Origin of the sequence: Georgenia sp. Z1344, assembly GCF_049856295.1 — a bacterium.
Taxonomy (GTDB): Bacteria; Actinomycetota; Actinomycetes; order Actinomycetales; family Actinomycetaceae; genus JB111.
The window spans coordinates 1-22899 of the sequence record NZ_JBNDMZ010000012.1; the positions used below are offsets into that span (position 1 = coordinate 1).

21 protein-coding genes are annotated in these 22899 nt (G+C 73.6%); 14 read left to right on the forward strand and 7 right to left on the reverse strand.

What is annotated here, in order from left to right:
* Nucleotides 1-50 precede the first annotated feature (50 nt).
* The 5 genes from ACPYO6_RS13420 (at nucleotide 51) to ACPYO6_RS13440 (ending at nucleotide 5528) form a co-directional block, all read left to right on the forward strand.
* A protein-coding gene (locus ACPYO6_RS13420; protein WP_425713789.1) for an IS5 family transposase occupies nucleotides 51-939 on the forward strand; the annotation gives its coding sequence in 2 pieces (ribosomal slippage) (nucleotides 51-413 and nucleotides 415-939; 888 coding nt in all).
* Between the two features lie 215 nt (nucleotides 940-1154).
* Nucleotides 1155-2174, forward strand: a complete 1020-nt coding sequence (locus ACPYO6_RS13425) for an AAA family ATPase (RefSeq protein ID WP_425715249.1) — start codon at nucleotides 1155-1157, stop codon at nucleotides 2172-2174.
* A 171-nt stretch (nucleotides 2175-2345) separates the two neighbouring features.
* Nucleotides 2346-3146 (forward strand): vWA domain-containing protein, encoded by an 801-nt coding sequence (locus ACPYO6_RS13430; protein WP_425715250.1) that lies wholly within the window; start codon nucleotides 2346-2348, stop codon nucleotides 3144-3146.
* A gap of 116 nt (nucleotides 3147-3262) precedes the next feature.
* Nucleotides 3263-4528: a pre-mycofactocin synthase MftD gene (mftD, locus tag ACPYO6_RS13435; RefSeq protein WP_425715251.1), complete on the forward strand. Its 1266-nt coding sequence runs from the start codon at nucleotides 3263-3265 to the stop codon at nucleotides 4526-4528.
* A 178-nt stretch (nucleotides 4529-4706) separates the two neighbouring features.
* Nucleotides 4707-5528: a mycofactocin-coupled SDR family oxidoreductase gene (locus ACPYO6_RS13440; RefSeq protein ID WP_425715252.1), complete on the forward strand. Its 822-nt coding sequence runs from the start codon at nucleotides 4707-4709 to the stop codon at nucleotides 5526-5528.
* Between the two features lie 309 nt (nucleotides 5529-5837).
* Here ACPYO6_RS13440 and ACPYO6_RS13445 read toward each other — a convergent pair whose 3' ends face one another.
* On the reverse strand, nucleotides 5838-7544 hold the full coding sequence (locus ACPYO6_RS13445) for an alpha/beta-hydrolase family protein (protein ID WP_425715253.1): 1707 nt from the start codon (nucleotides 7542-7544) through the stop codon (nucleotides 5838-5840).
* 204 nt (nucleotides 7545-7748) lie between these two features.
* Between ACPYO6_RS13445 and ACPYO6_RS13450 the strand changes: the two genes are divergently transcribed.
* The 4 genes from ACPYO6_RS13450 (at nucleotide 7749) to ACPYO6_RS13465 (ending at nucleotide 12192) form a co-directional block, all read left to right on the forward strand.
* A complete protein-coding gene (locus tag ACPYO6_RS13450) occupies nucleotides 7749-9107 on the forward strand; it encodes a sensor histidine kinase (protein ID WP_425715254.1) in 1359 nt (452 codons plus the stop codon).
* Nucleotides 9095-9736: a response regulator transcription factor gene (locus ACPYO6_RS13455; protein ID WP_425715255.1), complete on the forward strand. Its 642-nt coding sequence runs from the start codon at nucleotides 9095-9097 to the stop codon at nucleotides 9734-9736. Before ACPYO6_RS13450 ends, ACPYO6_RS13455 begins: the two co-directional genes overlap by 13 nt.
* Nucleotides 9736-10629, forward strand: a complete 894-nt coding sequence (locus ACPYO6_RS13460) for a DUF4097 family beta strand repeat-containing protein (RefSeq protein ID WP_425715257.1) — start codon at nucleotides 9736-9738, stop codon at nucleotides 10627-10629. The genes ACPYO6_RS13455 and ACPYO6_RS13460 overlap by 1 nt, the downstream gene beginning before the upstream one ends.
* Before the next feature lie 120 nt (nucleotides 10630-10749).
* On the forward strand, nucleotides 10750-12192 hold the full coding sequence (locus tag ACPYO6_RS13465) for an alanine/glycine:cation symporter family protein (protein WP_425715258.1): 1443 nt from the start codon (nucleotides 10750-10752) through the stop codon (nucleotides 12190-12192).
* A 172-nt stretch (nucleotides 12193-12364) separates the two neighbouring features.
* On the opposite strand, the gene ACPYO6_RS13470 is transcribed toward ACPYO6_RS13465, so the two are convergent.
* The 4 genes from ACPYO6_RS13470 to ACPYO6_RS13485 all read right to left on the reverse strand — a co-directional run bounded on the left by ACPYO6_RS13470 (nucleotide 12365) and on the right by ACPYO6_RS13485 (nucleotide 15462).
* Nucleotides 12365-12880 (reverse strand): Dps family protein, encoded by a 516-nt coding sequence (locus tag ACPYO6_RS13470; RefSeq protein WP_425715259.1) that lies wholly within the window; start codon nucleotides 12878-12880, stop codon nucleotides 12365-12367.
* A gap of 181 nt (nucleotides 12881-13061) precedes the next feature.
* The gene (locus ACPYO6_RS13475; protein WP_425715260.1) at nucleotides 13062-13364 is read right to left on the reverse strand and encodes a hypothetical protein; all 303 of its coding nucleotides are present in this window, start codon (nucleotides 13362-13364) and stop codon (nucleotides 13062-13064) included.
* A gap of 236 nt (nucleotides 13365-13600) precedes the next feature.
* On the reverse strand, nucleotides 13601-14656 hold the full coding sequence (locus tag ACPYO6_RS13480; RefSeq protein ID WP_425715261.1) for an LLM class flavin-dependent oxidoreductase: 1056 nt from the start codon (nucleotides 14654-14656) through the stop codon (nucleotides 13601-13603).
* A gap of 89 nt (nucleotides 14657-14745) precedes the next feature.
* Nucleotides 14746-15462 carry an NADPH-dependent F420 reductase gene (locus ACPYO6_RS13485; RefSeq protein ID WP_425715262.1) on the reverse strand — a complete coding sequence of 239 codons (717 nt, stop codon included), beginning with the start codon at nucleotides 15460-15462 and terminating at the stop codon, nucleotides 14746-14748.
* Between the two features lie 322 nt (nucleotides 15463-15784).
* On the opposite strand from ACPYO6_RS13485, the gene nagB reads away from it, so the two are divergent.
* Nucleotides 15785-16567 (forward strand): glucosamine-6-phosphate deaminase, encoded by a 783-nt coding sequence (gene nagB / locus ACPYO6_RS13490; RefSeq protein ID WP_425715263.1) that lies wholly within the window; start codon nucleotides 15785-15787, stop codon nucleotides 16565-16567.
* Here the strand turns inward: nagB and ACPYO6_RS13495 are convergent.
* Both ACPYO6_RS13495 and ACPYO6_RS13500 read right to left on the reverse strand, forming a co-directional pair.
* On the reverse strand, nucleotides 16525-17994 hold the full coding sequence (locus tag ACPYO6_RS13495) for a hypothetical protein (RefSeq protein WP_425715264.1): 1470 nt from the start codon (nucleotides 17992-17994) through the stop codon (nucleotides 16525-16527). The genes nagB and ACPYO6_RS13495 overlap by 43 nt on opposite strands.
* Before the next feature lie 169 nt (nucleotides 17995-18163).
* Nucleotides 18164-18736, reverse strand: a complete 573-nt coding sequence (locus ACPYO6_RS13500) for an NADPH-dependent FMN reductase (protein ID WP_425715265.1) — start codon at nucleotides 18734-18736, stop codon at nucleotides 18164-18166.
* A gap of 228 nt (nucleotides 18737-18964) precedes the next feature.
* On the opposite strand from ACPYO6_RS13500, the gene ACPYO6_RS13505 reads away from it, so the two are divergent.
* The 4 genes from ACPYO6_RS13505 (at nucleotide 18965) to ACPYO6_RS13520 (ending at nucleotide 22795) form a co-directional block, all read left to right on the forward strand.
* Complete coding sequence (locus ACPYO6_RS13505; protein WP_425715266.1) at nucleotides 18965-19924, forward strand: ion transporter; 960 nt, start codon at nucleotides 18965-18967, stop codon at nucleotides 19922-19924.
* Between the two features lie 146 nt (nucleotides 19925-20070).
* Complete coding sequence (locus ACPYO6_RS13510) at nucleotides 20071-20496, forward strand: SRPBCC family protein (protein WP_425715267.1); 426 nt, start codon at nucleotides 20071-20073, stop codon at nucleotides 20494-20496.
* A 131-nt stretch (nucleotides 20497-20627) separates the two neighbouring features.
* Nucleotides 20628-22274, forward strand: coding sequence for a DNA-3-methyladenine glycosylase 2 family protein (locus ACPYO6_RS13515; RefSeq protein WP_425715268.1), 1647 nt, complete (start codon nucleotides 20628-20630; stop codon nucleotides 22272-22274).
* Nucleotides 22271-22795 (forward strand): methylated-DNA--[protein]-cysteine S-methyltransferase, encoded by a 525-nt coding sequence (locus ACPYO6_RS13520; RefSeq protein WP_425715269.1) that lies wholly within the window; start codon nucleotides 22271-22273, stop codon nucleotides 22793-22795. The genes ACPYO6_RS13515 and ACPYO6_RS13520 overlap by 4 nt, the downstream gene beginning before the upstream one ends.
* Nucleotides 22796-22899: the final 104 nt, after the last annotated feature.

Below are 22899 nucleotides of genomic sequence, written 5' to 3' on the forward strand. Positions count from 1 at the left end.
CTAGGGCGTGTCTCCTAAGCGGTGGCCCGGGTGTGCGTGAGTCTGGGTGGATGAGTCGCAGAAGTGTGTTGTCCGACGCGCAGTGGGAGACGATCGAGTCGCTGTTGCCTGCTCAACGTCCCTGGTCAGGTAGACCCAGGCGGGATCACCGCCAGGTGATCGAGGGAATCATCTACCGCTACCGGTGCGGTCTGGCCTGGCGAGATCTGCCCGAGGAGTTCGGGCCCTGGCAGACCGTCTGGAAGCGCCATCGAGCCTGGGCTCAGGACGGAACCTGGGACCGGGTCCTCGACGCTCTCCTGGTCCGCGCCGACGCCCAAGGAGAGCTGGACTGGTCGGTCGCGGTCGACTCCACGATCTGCCGCGCTCACCAGCACGGCACGAACCTGGCCCGCACCACAGGGGGAGCTGTGGAATCACAAGAATCTGCGCGTCGAGCCTCCTGATCACGCGTTGGGCCGTTCCCGAGGCGGACTGTCGACAAAGATCCATCAGCTCGTCGACGGGCACGGACTACCCCTGGTGATCCTGTGCGGGCCCGGCCAGGGCGGCGACTCACCCATGCTGCGCCCGTTGCTCGATGCCCTCTCGATCGACCGAGCCGGGCCCGGTCGCCCTCGAACGAGACCGGACATGCTGCGTGGCGACAAGGCCTACTCCTCGCGCGCCACCCGGCAGGCTCTGCGCCGTCGCGGCATCAAATGCGTCATCCCCGAGCCCCGCGACCAGCAGCAACACCGGCGCAACCGCGGCTCACGCGGTGGCCGGCCCGTCGGACTGGACACCGAGGCCTACCGCGGCCGCAACGTCATCGAACGCGGATACAGCGATGTCAAACAATGGCGCGCGCTGGCCACCCGCTACGACAAGCTCGCACTGACCTACCGAGCAGGAGCCGTCCTGCGAGCCGTCACCCAATGGCTCAACCACCTGCTTTAGAGACATGCCCTAGCTGGCGCTGGGGTTGCGGCATGAAGGCGCAGCAGAGCCCCCCGGAATATCCATGCGTCTGCATGCGCTGGAGTGTGTGACAACGAACGTTCAGCGAAGTCGCAGGCCCGACCTCCCAACCTCAGTCTCGACGTGTACCAACCGCAATCTCGACGAGCACGAACCGCAATCTCGACGAACAGAACTTCCACCGAAGGCGAGACATGACCACCCAGTCCACCGGGACCCGAGACACCGGCTACGTCACCCGCATGCGGGACCACGTCGGGCAACGCGTCGTCGGGCGCGAGCACGAGCTCGACCTCGTGCTCGCCGCGGTCGCCGCCGGTCGGGACATCCTGCTCGAGGGCCCGCCGGGCACGTCGAAGTCGACCCTTCTTCGGGCGATCGCGGAGGAGTGGGGGATCCCGTTCGTCCTCGTCGAGGGCAACGCGGACCTCACGCCGAGCAAGCTCATCGGCGGGCACGACCCGTCCCGCGTGCTGCGCGAGGGCTACAAGGACGAGAACTTCGTCGACGGTCCGCTCGTCCGCGCCATGCGCGAGGGCGGCTTCCTCTACATCGAGGAGTTCAACCGCGCCCCCGACGACACCCTCAACACCCTCCTCACCGCGATGGCGGAGCGCGAGGTCACGGTGCCGCGCGTCGGCTCGGTCACCGCGCAGCCGACCTTCCGGATCATCGCCTCGATGAACCCCTACGACAACGTCGGCACCACCCGGTTGTCCTCCTCGGTCCACGACCGGTTCAACCGGCTCGTCGTCGACTACCAGGGGGCCGACGACGAACGGGCCATCGTCGCCCTGCGCACCGGCCTCGGCCCCTCGGACTCGATCGGCACGATCACCACCCCCGACGACGACGACCAGCTCCCCGCGGATCTCGCCGCAGCGCTCGTGGCCGACTCCGTGGCACTCACGCGCGCCACCCGCGACCACGAGGACACCCGCCAGGGCAGCTCGGTGCGCGGGGCGATCGACCTCGCCCTCGTCGGCGCCCAGCTCCTCGCGATGCGGGGGATCGAGACTCCCGGCGAGGGGCGCCTGACCGACGAGGACACCCCGCGCCGTCGGTACGCCGAGTCGATGCGGGACGCCGCGATGGTCGCCCTGTCCGGCCGCCTCCACGTCGACGCCGCGAGCGCGACCACACCGGAGCGCGTCGTCCAGGAGATCTGGGAGGACCACTACCTCCTGCACCCCGCGGCGGCCGCCGGTGGTTGAAGAGAGATCGCGGCCGACTCACCGATCCGTCGCCGGAGCGAGAAGTCCGCGGGGCGTCGTCGTCGGCCGAAGGTCCTCGACGAGGACCCCACCGTCTTCGAGCCGGCCACGGGTGAGGGCGGCGGACAGGTCCTCGTCGCCCGCGGCGAGGGCACCGGGCCGGGCGCCAAGGTGCGCGGTTCCGCCGCGCCCGGCGAGACCGGCGAGGACGGCGTCGTCGTCGCGCTGGAGGACCTCGAGGAGGACGCCGACGCCGAGGCGCTGCGCCGCGCCCGAGAGATCGCCGCGGCCCTCGCCATCCCCCAGCCGCCACGACGCGAGAACGCCCGCCGCGGACTCGGCGACCTCGAGTCGCTGCCGTTCGTGGGCGGGGCCGACGAGATCGACCTCGAGGCCACCGTCGACAACCTCGTCGCCAACCCCGTCCCCGACGCCCGGGACGTCGTGGTCCGCGAACGGATCCGGCAGCGCCGCGCCGTCGTGCTCGTCGTGGACGTCTCCGGCTCGATGCGCGGGGAACGCGTGCGGGCCGCGGCCGCAGCGGTCGGCGCGCTCGTCGGCGAGCTCGGGCGTGACGACCTCTCCGTCGTGGCCTTCTGGTCCGACGCCGCGATCCTCGCGCCGATGGGCAGAGGGGTCTCGTCGTCGGAGATCCTTGAGCTACTCGTGCGGATCCCCGCGCGCGGGCTCACCAACGTCGAGCTGCCCCTGCGGCTCGCACGCGACGAGCTCGCGACCGTCCCGGGCGCGGAGGGACGGGTCCTGCTGCTCTCCGACTGCGTCCACAACGCCGGGCCGGACCCGCGCAGTGTCGCCTCGACCCTCCCGCGCCTCGACGTCCTGCTCGACACGACCGGGGAGAAGGACGTCGACCTCGGCAGGGACCTCGCCGGGCTCGGACGGGGGACACTGGAGACCGTGCGGTCCCACCGGGACCTGCCGGCCGCGCTGTCCCGGATCCTCGCGTCGTGAGAGCGACCCAGGACGACCCGTGACCGACCGGCACCACCCAGACCAGGCCCGCGGCGCCACGCCGTCGGGCACACCGGCGCGAGCATCGCGCCTCGAGAAGTAAGGACAGCAAGCCCATGGCCAACCCGTGGTTCGAAAGCGTCATCGAGGCGCAGCGCCGGGCGCGCAGGCGCCTCCCGAAGTCCGTCTACATGGCACTCGTTGCGGGCTCGGAGCGCGGTACGACCGTACGCAGCAACATCGACTCGTTCTCCGAGCTCGGCTTCGCCCCGAGGATCACGAACAACGCGATGAACCCGGACACGTCGACGACGATCATGGGGGCGCCCGTCGACCTTCCCGTGATGATCTCGCCGACCGGGGTCCAGGCCGTCCACCCGGACGGAGAGCTGGCCGTCGCGCGCGCCGCGGCCAACCGTGCTGCGGCGATGGGCCTGGGGGCATACTCGTCGAAGCCGATGGAGGACGTGATGGACGCCAACCCGGGGCGCACGTTCTTCCAGCTGTACTGGTCAGGAGGGCGCGACCAGATGGCCGCGCTCGCGCAGCGCGCGAAGGACGCCGGCGCCGCGGGCCTCATCGTCACGCTCGACTGGACGTCCGGCTACGGCCGCGACTGGGGCAGCCCCGAGATCCCCGAGCAGATGAACATCAAGACCATCCTCGGGTACATCCCCGAGATCGTCCTCGGCGGCAAGTTCGACTACGCGCTCGACTGGGCGAAGACCCTGCGCCCGCCGGAGCTGTCCGTGCCCAACGCGGTGCTCAAGGGCGAGCGGGCCCCTGGCTTCTTCGAGGCGATGGGTGTCTGGCGCCAGACCGAGATCCCGAGCTGGGACGACATCGCCTGGCTCCGCGAGCAGTGGGACGGGCCGTTCATGGTCAAGGGCATCACCCGGGTCGACGACGCGCGCGCCGCCCGCGACGCCGGCGCGAGCGCCATCTCCGTGTCGAACCACGGCGGCAACAACCTCGACACGACACCCGCGACCATCCGGCTCCTCCCGGCGATCGCCCAGGCCGTGGGGAACGAGATCGACGTCCTCATGGACGGCGGTGTCCGCCGTGGCTCCGACGTCTACAAGGCGCTCGCCCTCGGCGCGAAGGCCGTCCTCATCGGCCGCGCCTACCTGTGGGGCATGAGCGCCAACGGGCAGGCCGGCGTCGAGAACGTCCTCGACATCATGCGGGACGGGCTCAAGGCCGCGATGATGGGCAACGGCGACAAAGCCCTGGCCGACATCTCGATCGACGACCTCGTCATCCCGCCGAACTTCGCGATCACCGCGGGCGGCGACGAGGGCAACGTGTGGGGCGCGCCGGAGCTGCGGCCGCAGTCCGCGATCGACTCGAAGAGCCGCGGGGAGCGCCCGACCGTCTGACCGGGCTGCGGGACTCCCGGGCCCGACCCACCGGTGGGGGGCAGGTGACGCGTACGGAGCCCCCGACGAGTCACTTGCCCCCCACTGGTCGGACGCCAGGCTCGCCGGTGCCAGACGGGCCGGCCGGGACCTGGCCACCACGACCACCGGATCGACACACGAGAGCAAGGAGTCAGAGTTGTCCAACGAGCTGCAGGGCAAGGTTGCCCTTATCACCGGAGCCGCCCGCGGTCAGGGCCGCACGCACGCCGTCAAGCTGGCGTCGATGGGTGCCGACATCGTCGCCTACGACATCGCGGGATCGGCCGGGGAGTTCCTGCCCTACCCCGCGGCGACGACCGAGGACCTCGCCGAGACGCGGCGCCTCGTCGAGGAGCTCGACCGGCGCATCCTCACCGTGCAGGGCGACGTCCGGGACAAGGCTGCGCTCCGGGCGGCCGCCGATCGCGCGGTCGCGGAGCTGGGAAGCATCGACGTCGTCGTGGCGAACGCCGGCATCTGCGAGCCGGCCAAGTGGCAGGACATCACCGACGAGTCGTGGCAGGCCACCATCGACATCAACCTCACCGGCGTCTGGAACACGATCACCGCGACGGCGCAGCACATGATCGACGCCGGCAACGGCGGATCGGTGATCGTCACCTCGAGCTACGCCGGCAAGAAGGTGCAGCCGATGATGATCCACTACACGTCCTCGAAGCACGCCCTCGTGGGCCTGACCCGCGGGTTCGCGATCGAGCTCGGGCTGCACGGCATCCGCGTGAACTCCGTCCATCCGGGAGGCGTCGCCACGCCGATGGGCGGCGGCGGCATGCTCGACGCGATCGCGGAGTCGACCAAGGAGAACCCGAAGGTCAATCAGATGGGGCAGTCCTTCATGGAGCCGGGGTGGCTCGAGCCGGAGAAGATCTCCGACGTCGTGGCCTTCCTCGCGTCCGACGCCTCCGGAGGGATGACGTCGGAGCACCTGAGCGTGGACCTCGGCACGCAGTACTTCTGACCGGGCCTACTCGGCCCACGGATGGGGGGAAAGTGACGCGTTCGGTGCCCCTGGCGCGTCGCATTCCCCCCAGCAGTGAGGGGCAGGTCGGTCCGCCCGTGTCGAGAGTGCGGCTGAGGGACCCAGCCGCACTCTCGACAGAAGCTGGGCGACGTCGCGCTCGTGCCGGGCACGAGGCTGAGCCGCACTCTCGACCGGCGTGGCGCTCTGGACCGCACTCTCGACCGAAACGGCGCTCCCAACCGCAATCTCGACGGGCACCAACCGCAATCTCGATGCGCACCAACCGCAATCTCGACGGGAGCGGGGCTACCGGCCCGGGACGAGGCCGGCGCGGACGACCGCCTGCAGGTCGCTGTGGTCGACGTCGAGCTCGCCGCCGAGGACGGCGGCCCAGCTGGGCAGCAGCTCGGAGTGGTAGCTGTGCGCGGTGCCGCCGTGCAGGGTGACGGACCGGGGCATGTCGACGGCGATCTGCCAGAACGTCACCCACGGGTACCAGTTGACGGCCGTCGAGACCTGGCGGCCGGCCTTCTCCCGGATCCACCGGGGGGCGCGCCACAGCAGGTCCGGCGACCACATGACCACGGGGTCGTTGCTGTGCTGGTGGAACACGAACCTCGGCGACTCCCACTCGACGTACGGCTCGCCGAACGCCCCGTGCGTCAGCTCGCTGGGCCGTGACACGAACCGGACGTGCCGCCCGTGGTCGACGATCGGCAGCACCTCCGGGGACCCGCGGCGGGACGACGCGACGAGCTCGCGCCACATGCGCGTGAACCGGGGCGTGCCGATCCAGACCCCGCCGTCCGTGCGGGCGAGCATGTCGGCGGCCGACGAGAACGCGGCGAGCCCCCCGTCCGTGCCGAGGGACTCCCCGCCGACGAACAGCTTGGGCTGCCTGTCCTCCGGGAGCGCACGCACCGCACGCTCGACGGCCTCGAAGAGCGCGACCCCGGCGCGCCGGGCGGTCTGCCGGTCGTAGACGAACGCGAGCCCGCTCGGCAGGTAGGAGTACTGCATCGAGACGATCGCGCAGTCCCCGCCCGTGAGGTACTCGATCGACGAGCCGTTCCACTCCTGGACCCAGCCGGACCCGGTCCCGGTCAGCACGAACACCGCCGACCGCTCGAGCCCGCCGGCCCGGATCAGCTCGCGGCACGCAGCCGCGGCCGTCTCCTCGATCTCCCGGTCCTCGAGGAACCCGGCGTACGCGCGGATCGGCTCGCGCGCGGGCCGCCCCGTCACCCGCTCGATGTCCGCGCGTCGCGGCCCGTCGCTGACGAACACCTGCCCGTGCCGGCCGAGCGTGTCGAAGGACTCCGCCGACGCCGCCGATCCGGAGCGCTCCGGCTCCAGCGGCTCCGACCGGCCGGGCGCCCGGCGTGCGTTCTGGTCCTTGGCCTGGACGGCGAGCCGGCGCAGCACCCGGCGGACGAGGAAGCGGTCGGAGGCGTAGAGGACGCCGGCCGCCGCGATCCCGGTGGACAGCGCGGGGACGAGGACCTTCGGCGCGACCCGGCGCACGGCCGGCGAGATGGCGTGGGCGCCGGCGGTCGTGGCGCGGGCGGCGAGGAGGACGGCGCCGAACCCCGCCGTGCCGGCCGCGAGCCCCGCGGCCTGCCCCACCGCGGAGACCGGCGCGGTGTCCGCGAGCTCGGCGATCTCCCGCTGCCGGCGCAGCGAGAGCAGGAACGCCGCTCCCGTGCCCACGCCGAGCGCCCCCTGCCACGCGGCCTTGACCCGGCGCTCCGCACGCGGCGACAGGTCCGAGCTGACCCGCGCGAGCCGGCCGGCGCCGCGCGCCACCCCGACCACGCCCTCGCCCACGAGGTAGCCGTAGGCCTGCGAGAGCCCGACGTTGACCGCCGTCATCCACCACTGCCGCGGCAGGAGGGAGGGGCCCAGGGCCACCCAGGTCGCGATCTGCGCCCCGGACGACCCGGCGTTGTCGAGCGCGCGAAGGATCGGGCGGGTGCGGCGCAGCGCGCCGCGAGCAAGTGAGCGCCTGGCCATGGCCCCATCCTCGCAAACCGGTCCGACGCCGTCGTCCGCCGTTCGGCTGACCTCCGCGCCCCGCGTACGGGGCCGGGTCGCACCCGGGACGGGCTGGTCTCCCACCGACGACGGCGGGGGTCCACCCCGTGGGGGATATCCCCCAGGAACCACCTCCGGCAGCACCCTGCCGGGCGGCGCCCGCGGCGCAATAGCGTGACCGTCATGAACACGACCTCTCCCGCCGCAGGTGGCGCCGTCCCGGCCGCGGTCCCGGCCGCCGCCGTGGGCCCCGCCGACCGCACGCCGGCCGCCGAGCGACGCCGCGGCGTCCTCGCCCGCACCGCGGACCTCACGGTCTCCGGGTTCGCCGACCTCGTCTTCTCCGGCGTCGTCAGCCTCTCGCTCACGATCCTCGTCGTCACCCTCGGTGCCACCGGCGTCGGGCTCGCCGTCCTCCTCGTCGGCCTCGCGCTGCTGCTCGGCACCCTCTACCTCCTGCGGTGGAGCGTCGAGCTGCACCGCTGGAAGGCCCGGTCGCTCTACGGCGTCCCGACCGCGATGGGCTGGCGCCGGCCGCCGCCCCACGCCCGCGCCCCCGGGTTCGGCGGCTACCTCGCCCGCCAGTGGGACCACCTCAAGGACGGCGAGCTGTGGCGCGGCCTCGGCCGCATGGTGGCCGGCGCGATCCTCGGTCTCGTCGTCCTCGCGTTCGTCGTCTGGGCCGCCCAGCGCGTCGGCATCCTCGTGGCCGCCCTCGCCCGCGGCTACACGGGCGTCCCGTTCGGCCCGTGGGTGCTCGAGACCTGGGCGCTCGCGCTGGTGACACTCCTCGTCGTCGTGCTCGCCGTCCTCGCCTGCCTGCTGTTCGCCCACATGTCCCGCGCGATGGACGCGGAGCTGCTCGGCGCCGTCACCCGCGCCCAGTACAGCGAGCGCATCGACCGGCTCGAGGGGGCGCGCCACGGCGCGGTCTCGGCCGCCGAGGACCAGCGCCAGCGCATCGAGCGCGACCTGCACGACGGCGTCCAGCCGCAGCTCGTCAACGTGGCGATGACCCTCGACATGGCGCGCCGCGCGTTCGCCACGAACCCGGCCGAGGCGCAGGCGCTGCTCGACGAGGCGCACTCCTCGTCGAAGGAGGCCATCACCTCGCTGCGCCAGACGGTGCGGGGCATCCACCCGGCCGTCCTCACCGACCGCGGGCTCGACGCCGCGCTCTCGGCGCTCGCCGCCCGCTCGACGGTGCCGGTCGACCTGGCCGTCGAGCTCGACGGGCGGCCCGGTCCCGAGGCGGAGGCCACCGTGTACTTCGTCGTCGCCGAGGCTCTCAACAACGTCACCAAGCACGCCTACGCGTCCTCCGCACGCGTGACGGTCCGGCCGATCGGTCCCGAGGGCGAGCACCTCCAGGTCGTCGTCTCCGACGACGGCGGTGGCGGCGCCACCCTCGAGGCCGACGAGACCCACACCGGGCTGCGCGGCATCCGCGACCGGCTCGCCGCGGTCGGCGGCTCGCTCACCGTGACCAGCCCCCACGGCGGCCCGACGACGATCATGGGTGAGCTCCCGTGCGGATCGTGATCTGCGAGGACTCCGTCCTCCTGCGCGCCGGGCTCGAGCGGCTGCTCTCCTCCGCCGGCCACGAGGTCGTCGCCTCGCTGCCGGACACCACCGACCTGCTCGAGGCGGTCCGCCCCGGGGTCGACCTCGCGCTCCTCGACGTGCGCATGCCGCCGACGTTCACGGACGAGGGCGTGCGGGCCGCGGTCGAGCTGCGCCGCCGCGACCCGAGCATCGCGGTCCTCCTGCTCAGCCAGTACGTCGAGCACGCCTACGCGGCGGACCTCGTGGCCCAGCACCCGCAAGGGCTCGGCTACCTGCTCAAGGACCGCGTGGCCGACGTCGGCGACTTCCTCGAGGACGTCGACCGCATCGCCGCCGGGGGCACCGTCCTCGACCCGGAGGTCGTCTCCCAGATCCTCGTCCGGACCCGAAGGAGCCAGCCGTTGTCCGACCTCACCCCGCGCGAGAAGCAGGTGCTCGCGCTCATGGCCGAGGGCCGGTCGAACGGCGCGATCGCGGCCGCCCTCAAGGTCTCGCCCGGATCCGTGGAGAAGCACGTCTCCGCGATCCTCCTCAAGCTCGACATCCCCAACACCCGAGACGAGAACCGCCGTGTCCTGGCGGTCCTGCGCTACCTGGAGTCCTGATGAGCACCGACGACACCACCCGCGAGCTCCCCACCACCCGCACCGACGACCCCGGCCGACCCGGTCGCCCCGGCGAGCCCACCCGCGCCGGCCGACCCGGCCGCACGATCCTCGTCGGCATCTCGGCGCTCCTCGTCGGCGCGTCCGCCGTCGGACCGGCCTTCGGCTACGTCCAGGGCCGCGACGACGGGCAGCCGATCGACGAGAGCGGCACGACCGCGGCGACCAGCTTCGCGATCGACGCCGACCGCGCCGACGTCACCATCGTGCGCACCGACGGCGACGAGATCGAGTGGTCGGTGACCGGCGGCCGGGCCACCACGCGGGTCGAGCTGACCGAGGACGGCGACACCGCGCGGCTCGAGGTCGACGACGCCCGCGAGATCTGGCTCGACGTCGGCCCGTCGTTCGACGTCAGCTGGATGGGCAGCGCGGTCACCCCCACGGCGCGCGTCACGCTGGCCGTGCCCGAGGGCACCGACATCGACGTCGCGAACGACTTCGGGCAGCTCGAGGCGGAGGACGTGGCGCTCGGCGACCTCGGGGTGTCCGCCTCGTTCGGGAGCGTCCGGGTCTCGGGGTCGGCGGAGAACCTCGACCTCGAGCTGGACTACGGCGACGCCACCGCGACCGACCTCGCCGTCACCGGGACGATCGAGATCTACTCCGACTTCGGCGACGTCGAGCTCCGGTCGCCCGAGGTGCCCGCGGCGGTCGACGTCGAGTCCTCCTTCGGGGACGTCACCGTGGCCCTGCCGCCCGCGAACTACTCCGTCTCGCACACGTCCGACCTGGGCGAGGCCAGCGACCGGCTCGAGAAGAACGGGGACGGCGACCCGGTCCCGGTGCGTCTGCACACGAGCTTCGGGGCCGTGACCGCCGAGACCTACTGACGACGGGGCCGCGACCTGCTGACGTCGGGGGCCGCGACCTACTGACCTCCGGCGCCGCGCGTGGCAGGATCTGCCCACCGCGGCGCCGCGAGGGTGCTGCTCGTGGTGGGGGAGCACGGCATGGAACGGATCGAGACCGTCCTCGGCGAGATCAGCGCATTCATCTGGGGGCCGTGGGTCCTCATCCCCCTCCTGGGGCTCACGGGCGTCCTGCTCACGATCCGCCTGCGGGGCATCCAGTTCCGGACCCTCGGCGCGGCGCTCCGGCTCGGCATCGGTCGCCGCAAGGACGAGGGGGCCGAGGACGGTGACCTCTCCCAGTTCCAGGCCCTGACCACGGCCCTCGCCGCCACGGTCGGGACCGGCAACATCGTGGGCGTCGCCACCGCGATCGGCATCGGCGGGCCCGGCGCCCTGTTCTGGATGTGGGTCACCGGCCTGTTCGGCATGGCCTCGAAGTACACCGAGGCGTTCCTCGGCGTCCGCTTCCGCACGACCGACGCCGCCGGCGAGAAGTCCGGCGGCCCGCAGTACTACCTCGAGCGCGGGATCCGCGGGTCGCTGGGGAAGTTCCTCGGCCTGTTCTTCACGATCGCGGCCGCGATCGCCGCGTTCGGCATCGGCAACATGACGCAGGGCAACTCGATCGCCGGCAACATCGAGGGCTCGTTCGGCGTGGACCGGTGGATCACCGGCATCGTGCTCACGGTCTTCGCGCTGATCGTCCTCGTCGGCGGGATCAGGTCGATCGGCCGCGTGACTGCCGCGTTCGTCCCGGTGATGATCGTCTTCTACGTGCTTGGTGCGGTGTTCATCCTCGCGGTCAACGCGGGCGACCTGCCGGCTGCGCTCGGCCTGGTGTTCACCGACGCCTTCACCGGCACCGCGGCGACCGGCGGCTTCGTCGGGTCCACGATCATGCTCGCCGTCCAGTTCGGCGTGGCCCGCGGCATCTTCTCCAACGAGTCCGGCATGGGGTCCGCCGCGATCGCCGCGGCCGCCGCGCGGACGACGCACCCCGTGCGCCAGGGGCTCGTCTCGATGACGCAGACGTTCATCGACACGATGATCGTCGTCACCTGCACGGGTCTGGTCATCGTCACCACCGGCGTGTGGGACGTGGGCGAGGACGGCGCCGACACGATGACCGGCGCCGCGTTCAGCCACGGGCTGCCGGGCGACTGGGGCCACTACATCGTGACGATCGCGCTGGCGATGTTCGCGTTCTCCACCGTGCTCGGCTGGGCCTACTACGGCGAGCGCTGCATGGAGCGGCTCTTCGGCCGCCGGCTCGTCATGCCCTACCGGATCGTGTTCTCGCTCGTGGTCTACGTGGGCTGCACCGTCCCCCTCGCCGCGGTCTGGAACTTCTCCGACGCCGCCAACGGGCTCATGGCCCTGCCCAACCTCATCGGGCTCGTCATCCTGTCCGGCCTCGTGGCCCGCGAGACGCGGCACTACCTCCGCCACGACCCGAGGCTCGAGGCCACGAAGGACGAGGTCGACGCGTTCATGGCGGGTCATCCCGGCGGCATCGACACCTATGAGGAGACCGGGCGGTAGGACCACGCACGACGGCGAACGGCGACGAGCGACGACGCCGGACGACGACGAGCTGCGGGTCGACGTGGGCCGGCGTCGCGCGACGACCCCGCTCCGCAGGTGATCGTGGGCCGACGACGACGGGGCCCGGGCAGCAGCGCTGCCCGGGCCCCGTCGAACGTGCCTCGTGAGGTCAGGCCTCGGTGACCTGGCCCGCGCCGTTGTCGAGGTGCGCGCGGACGAACCACTGGAACTTCTCGAGCTCGGCGGTCTGGCCGATGAGGAGGTCCTCGGTCATCGGGTCGACCTCGCCGGTGGCCGTGATGGCCTTGCGGTGGTCCTCGATGACGCCGGTGTAGACGTGGTCGATCGCGGCGAGGTGCTCCTGCGTGCTCGCGCGGCCCACGGCGTAGTCCTCCCACGTGCGGTCCTTGACGAGCGCGCCGGGGGTGCCGATCGGCTCGGCGCCGAGGGTGGCGATGCGCTCGGCGACCTCGTCCGCGTAGCCGCGCACGAGCTCGATCTGCGGGTCGAGCATCTCGTGCACCGCGATGAAGTTCGGGCCCACCACGTTCCAGTGCGCGTGCTTGAGCGTGAGGTGGAGGTCGTTGAGGGCGTGGAGGCGGTGCTGCAGCTCGTCCGCGACGGAGCGCCCCTCGGTCAGGGAGAGGCCCGGGACGGTGTAGCCGGAGTTCGTGGAGTCAGCCATGATCAACCCTTCCGCGGCGGGTGACGCCGCTTGTCTCTGAGTCCCGCTCGGGGCGCGTCGTGCGGCGTCCGGCGGTGCGGGACGAACAGGTTCCATGCTAGTCGGGGCCGGGCTGAGGCGGCCACCGGAACCGCATGATTCCGCCCCTGGAGAGATGTCTGACCTGACACGCAGGAAAGGCTCACCTGCCCGCGAGGACCGCCGTGACGTCGTCCAGACCGGTGTGTGCGGTGAGGGCGAACCAGATCCCGAGCACGACGCCGAGCACGCCCACGGCGACCGCCCACATCGGTGGGCGACGGGCGGGGTCCTCGCTGCTGCGGAACCGCAGGAGGAGGGCGATGAACGCCCCGAGCAGGAAGCCCGCGGCGACGACCTGGAAGACGTCGAGACGGAAGTACTCGACGACCTGTCCGTTGACCGTGCGCATGTTCTCGATGTGGAAGTTGAGCACGAACGGCAGGACGGCGAAGATCGCGGTCACCCAGGTGGGGGCGGGGATCCTCTGGTGCCACCTCGGGGCGGAGGCAGTGCCGGTGGCGGGGGCGCCGAGTCCTGGGGGCGCGCGGGCAGCGGGGTGGCCATGGCTGCATCGTGCCTGGCCACGGCGGTCGCCGCCGGGCGTGGGCGGGGGAGCGCTGCCCGGTCAGAGGTCCCCGGTCAGCGCTCCCGGGTCCGTCGGTCGCGGACCGGCGGGCCGCTTGCGGCTCCCGGTCAGCGCTACTTCGCGAGCAGCCGCTCGACGCGCGGCCTCACCTCGGTGGCCATGAGCGTGATCGACTCGTGGACGTGCTCGGTCGGCACGCCGCCGAGGTCCATCTGCAGGAAGTGCCGCTCGTGGCCGAGGTGGCGCCAGGCGTCGACGATACGCTCGGCGACGGAGTCCGGGTCGCCGACGACGTACGCCCCCTCGCCCTGCGCCTGCGCGAGGTAGGCCCGCTGGTCGGGCTCGGCCCACCCGCGCAGCCGGCCCATGTCGAGGTTGATCGCGTACCAGCCGGGGTAGTACCGCTCGAGGGCCTCCGTCGTCGTCGGCGCGACGAGGCCGAACGATCCCACGGAGACGCGCGCCCGCTCCGGGGCGTGCCCGGCCTGGGCGGCCGCGCGGCGGTAGAGCTCGACCTGCCGGGCGAACCGCGCGAAGGTGCCGCCGATGATCCCGAACGACAGCGGGAGACCCATCTGCCCCGTGCGCAGGGCGGAGGACGGGTTGCCGCCCGTGGCCACCCAGATCGGCAGCGAGCCGTGCACGGGCCGCGGCACGACCTCGAGGTCGTCGATCGCCGGGCGCGTCCGTCCGGACCAGGTCACCCGGGTGCCGTCCGCCTCGTTGAGCGCGAGCAGGAGGGAGAGGCGGTCCGCGAACAGCTCGTCGTAGTCCTGCAGGTCGTGGCCGAACAGCGGGAACGTCTCGACCGACGAGCCGCGCCCCGCGATGATCTCCACCCGGCCGCCGCCCGCGAAGGCGTCCGCGGTGGCGAACTGCTGGAACACCCGCACCGGGTCGTCGGTCCCGATGATGCTCGCGCCGGACGACAGGACGATGTCCTTCGTGGTCGCCGCCGCGGCGGCGAGGATCGTCCCGGGTGACGACGCCGGCGTCTCCGCCGTGTGGTGCTCCCCGACGGCGAAGAACTCCAGGCCCGCGCGGTCGGCGTGCTGGATCGTTCCCAGCAGCTTGGTCATCGCCTCGTGCGAGGGGTGCGGGGACAGGTCGTCGTTCCGCAGGGCGTCGCCGAAGCTGTAGGCGCCGAGCTGGATCGTGGGTGCGGGCACGGGAGGTCCTTCGTCCGTTGGGGTGCTGAGGGGTGGTGGCGCGGCGACGCGTGGTGCCGGCGCCGCGCGTCGGGTGGGTCGGTCGGCGGTCAGCTCGCCACGGCGTACCCGGCCTCGGCGAGGATCGCGCGGATCTCCGCGGCGTCGTGGCGCCTCCCGTCGAAGATCTCCGTGCCCTGCTGGAGGTGGGCGGCGGCGGCGAGCGGACCGGCGTCGACGGCGTCGAACCCGAGCGCCTCGACGAGGGCGGCGACGCGGGCGGTCGCGGCCGGGTCGTCGGAGGCGACGGCGAGCGCCCGACGCTCCGGGTCGCCCGCGGGGCGGGCGTCCTCCTCGAGCTCGTGGTAGCCGATGTGGTTGAGGGCGCGCACGACGGTGGCGCCGGGCAGGTGCTCCGCGAGGACCTCGCTGGAGGAGCGGGGGTCCTCCTCGAGCCGGGCGATCGTGCCGTCGACGGGCGGCCAGTAGTTCATCACGTCGACGACGGTTCGGCCGGCGAACGTCGCCGGGTCGAGCGTGGCGGCCCGGTGGAGCGGCAGAGCGAGGACGACGAGGTCGCACGCCGCGGCGTCGGGGATGTCGACGGCGCTCGCTCCCGGCGCGCTGACCTCGACGAGGAGAGAGTTCTCCACGGCCGGTCGGTGCGTGGCGACGCGGACCTCGTGGCCGACGGCCACCAGTGCGCGGGCGAGGGCGGTGCCGACGCGACCGGCGCCGACGATGCCGATGGTCGGACGCGCGGTGGGCCCACCGGCGGCGGACGGAGCGCCCGAGGCGCCCGGGGTGGTCGTGCTGTCGTGAGTCACGTGCTGCTCCTGGCGCGGGCGACGGCCCGCTTCGATGCGAAGTGATCTATATCGGGCAACACGTGTCCTGCCCGCGTTGTTCCACGAGGCAGGGAGCGGGTGTGCGGGTGGCGGCGGATGCGCGGTGCGTGGGCGGCGGAGCGGGTGCGCGCGGTGCCGGCGTCGTGCGGGGGATCCGGGGTGCGCGCGAGACGCACGGCGTGAGATCCGCCGTCCGGGCGTCGTCGTCGGGAAGACTGGCCCTCCCGCGGGAGCCGCCCGCGGCGGGAACCCGGCCCGAACCCGGGGTGACCGGGTACGCCCGGACCGGGAGGCCCCCGCAGTGGATGTCGTCATCGTCCCCACACCCGCCGAGGTCGGCGAGCACGCGGCCGCGGTGACGGCGCGCCTCGTCGCCGCCTCCTTCCCGGAGCCCGTCCTCGGGGTGGCGACCGGTTCGAGCCCGCTGGGTCTGTACCAGGGGCTGGCCGCGCGCGTGCGGTCCGGGCAGCTCGACCTGGCCCGCGCCCGGGCGTTCGCCCTCGACGAGTACGTCGGGCTGCCGGACGCGCACCCGGAGTCCTACCGCGAGGTCGTGCGCCGCACGGTCACCGAGCCGCTCGGCATGGACCCTGCCCGCGTCCGGGTCCCGGACGGCAACGCCTCCGACCTCGACGCCGAGTGCAGGGACTACGAACGCGCGATCGTGGAGGCCGGTGGCGTCGACGTCCAGATCGTCGGCGTCGGCGTCAACGCGCACATCGGCTTCAACGAGCCGGCGACCTCGCTCGCGTCACGGACCCGGGTCGAGATCCTCACGGACGAGACGCGGCAGGCCAACGCGCGGTTCTTCGACTCGGTCGACGAGGTGCCCCGGCGCGCGGTCACCCAGGGCCTGGGCACGATCCTCGACGCCCGGAACGTCGTCCTCGTGGCCACCGGCGCGGCCAAGGCGGCGGCGGTGGCGGCCGTGGTCGAGGGGCCCGTCGGCGCGCGTTGGCCCGGATCGGTGCTGCAGCTGCACCCGGCGGTGACGGTCGTCGTGGACGAGGAGGCCGCCGCACGGCTCGAGCTCGCCGACTACTACCGGGAGATGGCGCGGGCGCGGGGCGACGTCGCCGGCTGACCGCCCGTACCCGGGCCGCCCGTACCCGGGCCGCCCGTACCCGAACCGCCCGTCGCTGACGCGCCCGGCCGGCGGAGGCGGCGTGGCCGGTAGGCGCCCCGGGACGCCTGGCCACGGGCCACGTGGGCGGGCGGTGCGGCGGCGTCGAGCTCGGTGTCGACGTCCGCGGTGAGCGCGCACGCAAGGAGCGCGGCGGCGGCGAGCGCGACCCGCGCCGACGCGGTGGGGTGGTCCACGCTGGACACGATCGCCAGCGCGGCGACGGCGGCACCGAGGGGAGCGGCCGAGAGCGACCCGCGGCGGTCGGCCCGCACGAGCACGAGGATCACCGCCGCGCAGAGGGCCAGCAGGCCGAGCAGCGCGAGCACGCCGCCCTCGAGCAGCCAGTGCAGCGCGGTGCTGTGCGCGTGGGCGAGCTGCTCGCCCGTGGCCACCTCGGCGGTGACGAGCGCGCCGCCCCGCCCGAGGCCCACCCCCATCGGGTCGCCCGCGGCGAGCGAGGCGGCGGCGCGCCACACGTCGGCCCGCACGCCGAGCCCGAGACCGGCCACGGCGAGCGCACCGGCGGCGGCTGCGCCCGCGGCGGCGACGACCAGCAGCGCCCGCGGGCGGCGCGTGGGCCGCCAGCCCAGCAGCGCGAGCACGAGGAGCGACGCCGCGGCGGCCGCGAGACCGCCGCGGGACATCGTCTGCCACACGGCGAGGTAGCCCCCGGCGACGACCGCGACGACGAGGGTGGCCCATCCGCGGTCGGGCACGATCCGCCCCGCGGCGCGCACGGTCTCTCGGCTCACCGGGCCCGCGCCGGGCGGCCGCGCGGCGGCGCACAGGGCGAGCGGGAGCAGGACCACGAGCAGCGCGGCGAGCAGGTTGGGGTTGGGCAGCGTGCCGACCACCCGGACCAGCGTGCCGGGGTCCGCGCAGTCGAACGACCCGGCGCCGAGGTCGTCGCGGCAGAAGCCGGTGGGGACGTCGTTGGCCCGCTGCGACAGCGCGACCACGGTGGGGGCGACGACGGCCAGCAGCGCGAGCGGGGACAGGAGCCGCCACGGCAGGGCGCCCGCGCGTCGGACGGCCACCACGAGGTAGTGGACGGCCACGTAGGTGAGCAGCCAGCGCCACGCCGACCAGGTGCCGGCTTGCGCGCTCGCGATCGTGGCGCCGACGACGAGCAGCGCGATCCCCGGGTCGGCGGGCGTGCGCCAGCGGGCCGGCCGCACGGCGGTGGCCGCGCCGACCAGGCCGATGCCGACCACCAGGCGCAGCGGGGTGAGGAGCCAGACGACCGGGTCGTCGGGCAGGACGTCGGCCACGGCCTCGCCGAGCACGACGACGAGCGCCACGAGCGCGACGACGGCGCCCGGGTGCGGATGGGTCGTTCCGCCGCGGGGCGCGGTCCCCGACCGGCCGAAGACGAGGGTGCTCACACCGGCATGGATATCCGCGGACGGTGGACCGGCGGTGTCCGCACGGTGGATGTCGTGCGGCCACCGGTGGTCGAGCGGCGCACCGCTGCCCCGGACGCACGCGAACGGCCCGGCGCCGCCCCCCTCGCAGGGAGACGGCGACGGGCCGTTCGGCGGTGGTGCGGGAGCGTCAGGCGCCGACGGTCGCGCCGCGCAGCGGGGCCAGCGCCGCGCTCATCTCGACGACCGAGCCGATGAGCGCGCCCAGCTCGTCCTCGCGGCGCTCGTTCGGCTGCACGCCGTTCTCGCCGAACTCGGTGAACAGGCCGAGCGAGACCTGGCCGCGGACGGCGACCACGTGGAGGTTGGCGAGGACCTGGCGCCACTGCTCGACGGCGCGCACGCCGCCCTCGGCGCCGTAGGAGACGAGACCGACGGCCTTGTGCGCCCACTCCGGGCCGATGGTGTCGAACGCGTTCTTGAACGCGCCGGGCACGCCGTGGTTGTACTCGGGCGTGACGAAGATGAAGCCGTCGTAGGAGTCGATGGCGGCGCCCCAGGTGCGGGCCTCAGCGGTGCCGTACTCACGGTTGGCCGCGCCGGGCACGACCGGGTCGGTGAGGATCGGCAGGTTGAAGTCCTTGAGGTCGACGAGCTCGAAGGTGGCGTCGTCGCGCTTCCGCGCCACGGCGTCGACCCACTCGGCGACGGACTGGCCCGAGCGACCCTCGCGGACGGAACCGATGATGATGCCGATCCTCATGCGTTCTCTCCTGATCTGCGGTGACGGTGTGCGTCGTTCGCCCCGGACAACGACACCTCCCGTTGTTGCATTCCTTTTCATCGAGTGGGGCGTGTCACGTCCGATCTCCCCGGTGCACCACAGCATCGCGCGCGGGCGCGCTGGCACGATGCTGCTGACCGTGCGGCGGTGGTCGTGCGGCGCCACCCCCCGGGCGCCCCGGCGCCCCCATCCCCGTGGAGCCCCGACATGACGACGACGGACGTCCCCGAGCTGTCCTCCCGCGCGGGTGACGCCGACCCCTCGGGCGAGGCTCCGGCGTCGGGCAGGGTTCTTCCCGGTAGGACGACGGCAGGCGGCGCGACCGAGGGTGGATCCGGGTGGCGGGAGCGTCTCGGCGCCTGGGTGACGTCGGGACCGGTGCAGCGCGTCGTCATCACGCTCATCATCGTCAACGCGGTCACGCTCGGGCTCGAGACCTCCTCGATCGTGATGGACGCGGCGGGCGGCGTCGTCCGCGCGGTCGACACGTTCTGCCTCGCGGTCTTCGTCGTCGAGATCGGGGCCAAGCTCGTCGCCCTCGGCCCGCGGTTCTTCAAGGACGGCTGGAACGTCTTCGACCTCCTCGTCGTCGGGATCGCGCTCGTGCCGTCGGCCGGCCCGCTCTCGGTGCTCCGCTCGCTGCGGGTGCTGCGCGTCCTGCGGCTCGTCTCCGCGCTGCCCAGGCTGCGGTTCATCGTCGAGGCGCTCATGCACTCGCTGCCCGGCATCGGGGCGATCGCGTTGCTGCTCGGGATCATCTTCTACGTCTCGGCGGTGATGGCGACCTCGCTGTTCGGTGGGATCCAGCCCGAGTACTTCGGCGAGCTCAGCGACTCGCTGCTCACGCTCTTCCAGATCATGACGCTCGACAGCTGGGCGGGGGTGATCGTGCGGCCGATCATGGAGACCCAGCCCTGGGCGTGGGTCTTCTTCGTCGTCTTCATCCTCCTCTCGGCGTTCACGATGCTCAACCTCTTCATCGCCGTCATCGTCGACACGATGCAGTCGATCGGGCACGGGGTGCGGGACGAGGATCACGACGACGAGCAGCCCGACGACGCCGACGACGAGGAGCGGGCGCAGCTCGCCGACGTCCTGGCCGAGCTGCGGGCGCTGCGGGCCCAGGTCGAGGCGCTCCCCGGCGCCCGAGGCGACGAGGAGTCCTGACCCCGGTTCGTCCGGGACCGGGTCGATCTCGTCCGGAGCTCGGGCGCTCGTCCCGGACCGCCGGCGCTCCTCACGGAACACGGGCGAGCCGACCGCCCGGGCGCTACGGTGGTGGCCATTCCTCCCCGCACGGAAGCGAGGTCGGCATGTCGCACGACATCGAGGTCACTGTCACCGTCGACGCACCGCGACCCGAGGTGTGGCGCGCGTTCACGGTCGACGTCGGGATGCGCCCGTGGTGGTGGGCGGATGCCGGCGACGTCACCTTCGACCTGCCCGAACGGGTGGACGGTCGGTACCGCATCGCGTCCCGCTCCTGGGGCATCGCCGTCAGCGGATGGCTGCTCGAGAGCGACCCGCCCGCGCGCCAGGTCGTCACGTGGCTGCCCGAGGGTGAGGCGCCGCCGGCCGACCCGGAGTTCGACCAGGTGACCATCTCTCTCGAGCCGGACGGCTTCGGCACCGCGGTCACGGTGCACCACACGACGCACCTGAGCGACCCGAGCGAGGTCGAGAAGGCGTGGCAGCGGCTCCTCGACGCGCTCGTGCACATCTACGACAACACGCACTGAGCGTGCCCCGGGCCCGCTGACCGGTGGCGGCCCGCGCGGTGGCGGGCCACCCGCCCGCCCGACCGGCGCCCGCCCACCGCCCTGTCCGAAAACCGCCGGTAGAGGGTGTCGGTGTCCTGCATGCTTTCCGCATGGACCCCATCGACGACACCGCCGCGTACGCGGCGTGCCGCTCGCGTGACACGCGGTGGGACGGCCGCGTGTACCTCGGCGTGACGTCGACGGGCGTGTACTGCCGGCCCTCGTGCCCGGCCCGGATGCCCCGGCCGGAGAACTGCCGGTTCTTCCGCACCGCGTCCTCCGCCGCGACCGCCGGGTTCCGCGCGTGCCGCCGCTGCCGGCCGGACACGCTCCCCGGTCGGCGCGCGCCGGGGGAGACGTCGGTGCTCGTCGGCCGGGCGCTCGAGATGATCGGCGCGGGGGTCGTCGACGAGGCGGGCGTCCCCGGCCTCGCCGCGCGGCTCGGGCTGACGGAGCGCCGGCTCCACCGGCTGCTGACCGGCGAGCTCGGGGCGAGCGCGCTCGGTCTCGCCCGGACGCGCCGCGCGCAGACGGCACGGACGCTGCTCGAGCAGACGGACCTCGCGGTCACCGACGTGGCGTTCGCCGCCGGGTTCGCGTCCGTGCGGCAGTTCAACGACGTGGTCCGCGCGGAGCTCGGCGGGTCGCCGACCGAGGTGCGGGCGCGGGCGCCGCGGATGTCGGGGTCGTCGCGCGGCGTTGACGACGGAGCCGCAGCCGACCGCCTGCCGCACGGCGGAGCGACCCTCACCCTCCGCCTGCGCGTGCGGCCCCCGTTCGACGGCCCGCGCCTGGCCGGCACGATCGCGCAGCACGCGATCGCCGGCGTCGAGGGGGCGGGAGCCTCGGCGTGGGCGGTACTACGCGCGCCCGGTGGTTCCGCCCGTGTCCGCGTCGCGCTGCCCGCGCTCGCCGCGCCCGCGGACGGGACGCCGTGGGGCGGGGACCGCGTACACGTCGCCCTGCGGGTCGGGCTGGTCGACCTCGCGGACCTGCCGTTCGTCGTCGCGCGCGTGCGGCGGTGGCTCGACCTCGACGCCGAACCCCTCGCCGTCGACGAGCACCTCCGGACCGACCCGATGCTCGCCCCGCTGGTCGCCGCGCGGCCGGGGCTGCGCGTGCTCGGCAGCCTCGACCCGTTTCGCACGCTGGTCGTCGCGATCCTCGGCCAGCAGGTCTCCCTCGCCGCGACCCGGACGTTCTCGAGCCGGCTCGCGGACGCGCTGGGGGAGCGGGTCCCGGGCGCGGAGGACATGGACGAGCCGGCCGACGACGACGCGCCCCCGCGCCTGTTCCCCGCCGCCGAGGCGCTCGCCGCCGCCGGTCCCGAGGCGATCCGCACGGCCGTCCGGATCCCCGCCGCGCGCGCCCGCACCGTGCACGCCGCGGCCGAGCTCGTCGCCGGCGGCCTCGACCTCGGCCCCGGCGCCGACCGGGACGAGGCGCGGGCGCGCCTGCTCGACGTCCCGGGGATCGGGCCGTGGACGGTCGACCTCCTCGCGCTGCGCGGCCTCGGGGACCCCGACGCGCTGCCGCCCGGTGACCTCGTGCTGCGCCGGTCCCTCGCCCGCAGGCTCCACGCGACGCGCGATGCGCGCTCCGATGCGCGCTCCGATGCGCTGTCCGACCTGCGGCCCGAGACCTCGCCTGCCGCGCGCCTGGACCCGCCCGCCGTCACCGCCCGGGCCGAAGCCTGGCGCCCCTGGCGGGCCTACGCCACCACCCACCTGTGGACCGACGACCTGGAGAGATCATGAGCGAAGAGCTGCACGTCCTCACCGTGCCGAGCCCGGCCGGCGACCTGACCGTCGTCGTCGAGGCGACCACCGGCGTCCTGCGGGGCACGTCCTTCTGGGGCGCGGACGACATCCTCGGGCGGCTCGGGCTGGGGCCCGACGACGTCGCCCCGCCCGGCACGCCCACCACGGCGGCGACCGGCCGGGTGGTCGCGGCCTTCGGCCGGTACGCCGCCGGCGAGATCGAGGCGCTCGACGCGCTCGAGGTGCGCCAGCCCGGCGGCGCGTTCACCCAGCGCGTGTGGACGGCCATGCGCGAGGTGCGCGGGGTGGCGACCTACGGCGAGATGGCGGCGGCGGCGGGGAGCCCGACCGCCTACCAGGCGGCCGGCAACGCGTGCGCGGGCAACGTGCTGCCGGTCGTCGTGCCCTGCCACCGGATCCTCAAGGCCGACCACACGCTGGGCAACTACTACTTCGGGCTCGACGTCAAGCACGCCCTGCTCGCCCACGAGGGCGCGCTCGGGGGCGTGCGCGGCTGACCGACAGGGAGCGCGCTCGGCCGACCACGAGTGCGGGGACCCGTGCACGAGTGCAGGGAGCGTGCCCCCTCGTTCGTCGTGGGAAATCCCCTCACGCGTGAAAG

Bases quoted from the DNA above. Each gene is read 5' to 3' on its own strand.
- ACPYO6_RS13425 (WP_425715249.1), top strand. From the start codon at position 1,155: ATGACCACCCAGTCCACCGGGACCCGAGACACCGGCTACGTCACCCGC.
- mftD (WP_425715251.1), top strand. From the start codon at position 3,263: ATGGCCAACCCGTGGTTCGAAAGCGTCATCGAGGCGCAGCGCCGGGCG.
- ACPYO6_RS13445 (WP_425715253.1), bottom strand. From the start codon at position 7,544: ATGGCCAGGCGCTCACTTGCTCGCGGCGCGCTGCGCCGCACCCGCCCG.
- ACPYO6_RS13450 (WP_425715254.1), top strand. From the start codon at position 7,749: ATGAACACGACCTCTCCCGCCGCAGGTGGCGCCGTCCCGGCCGCGGTC.
- ACPYO6_RS13460 (WP_425715257.1), top strand. From the start codon at position 9,736: ATGAGCACCGACGACACCACCCGCGAGCTCCCCACCACCCGCACCGAC.
- ACPYO6_RS13465 (WP_425715258.1), top strand. From the start codon at position 10,750: ATGGAACGGATCGAGACCGTCCTCGGCGAGATCAGCGCATTCATCTGG.
- ACPYO6_RS13470 (WP_425715259.1), bottom strand. From the start codon at position 12,880: ATGGCTGACTCCACGAACTCCGGCTACACCGTCCCGGGCCTCTCCCTG.
- ACPYO6_RS13500 (WP_425715265.1), bottom strand. From the start codon at position 18,736: ATGAGGATCGGCATCATCATCGGTTCCGTCCGCGAGGGTCGCTCGGGC.
- ACPYO6_RS13505 (WP_425715266.1), top strand. From the start codon at position 18,965: ATGACGACGACGGACGTCCCCGAGCTGTCCTCCCGCGCGGGTGACGCC.
- ACPYO6_RS13510 (WP_425715267.1), top strand. From the start codon at position 20,071: ATGTCGCACGACATCGAGGTCACTGTCACCGTCGACGCACCGCGACCC.
- ACPYO6_RS13515 (WP_425715268.1), top strand. From the start codon at position 20,628: ATGGACCCCATCGACGACACCGCCGCGTACGCGGCGTGCCGCTCGCGT.
- ACPYO6_RS13520 (WP_425715269.1), top strand. From the start codon at position 22,271: ATGAGCGAAGAGCTGCACGTCCTCACCGTGCCGAGCCCGGCCGGCGAC.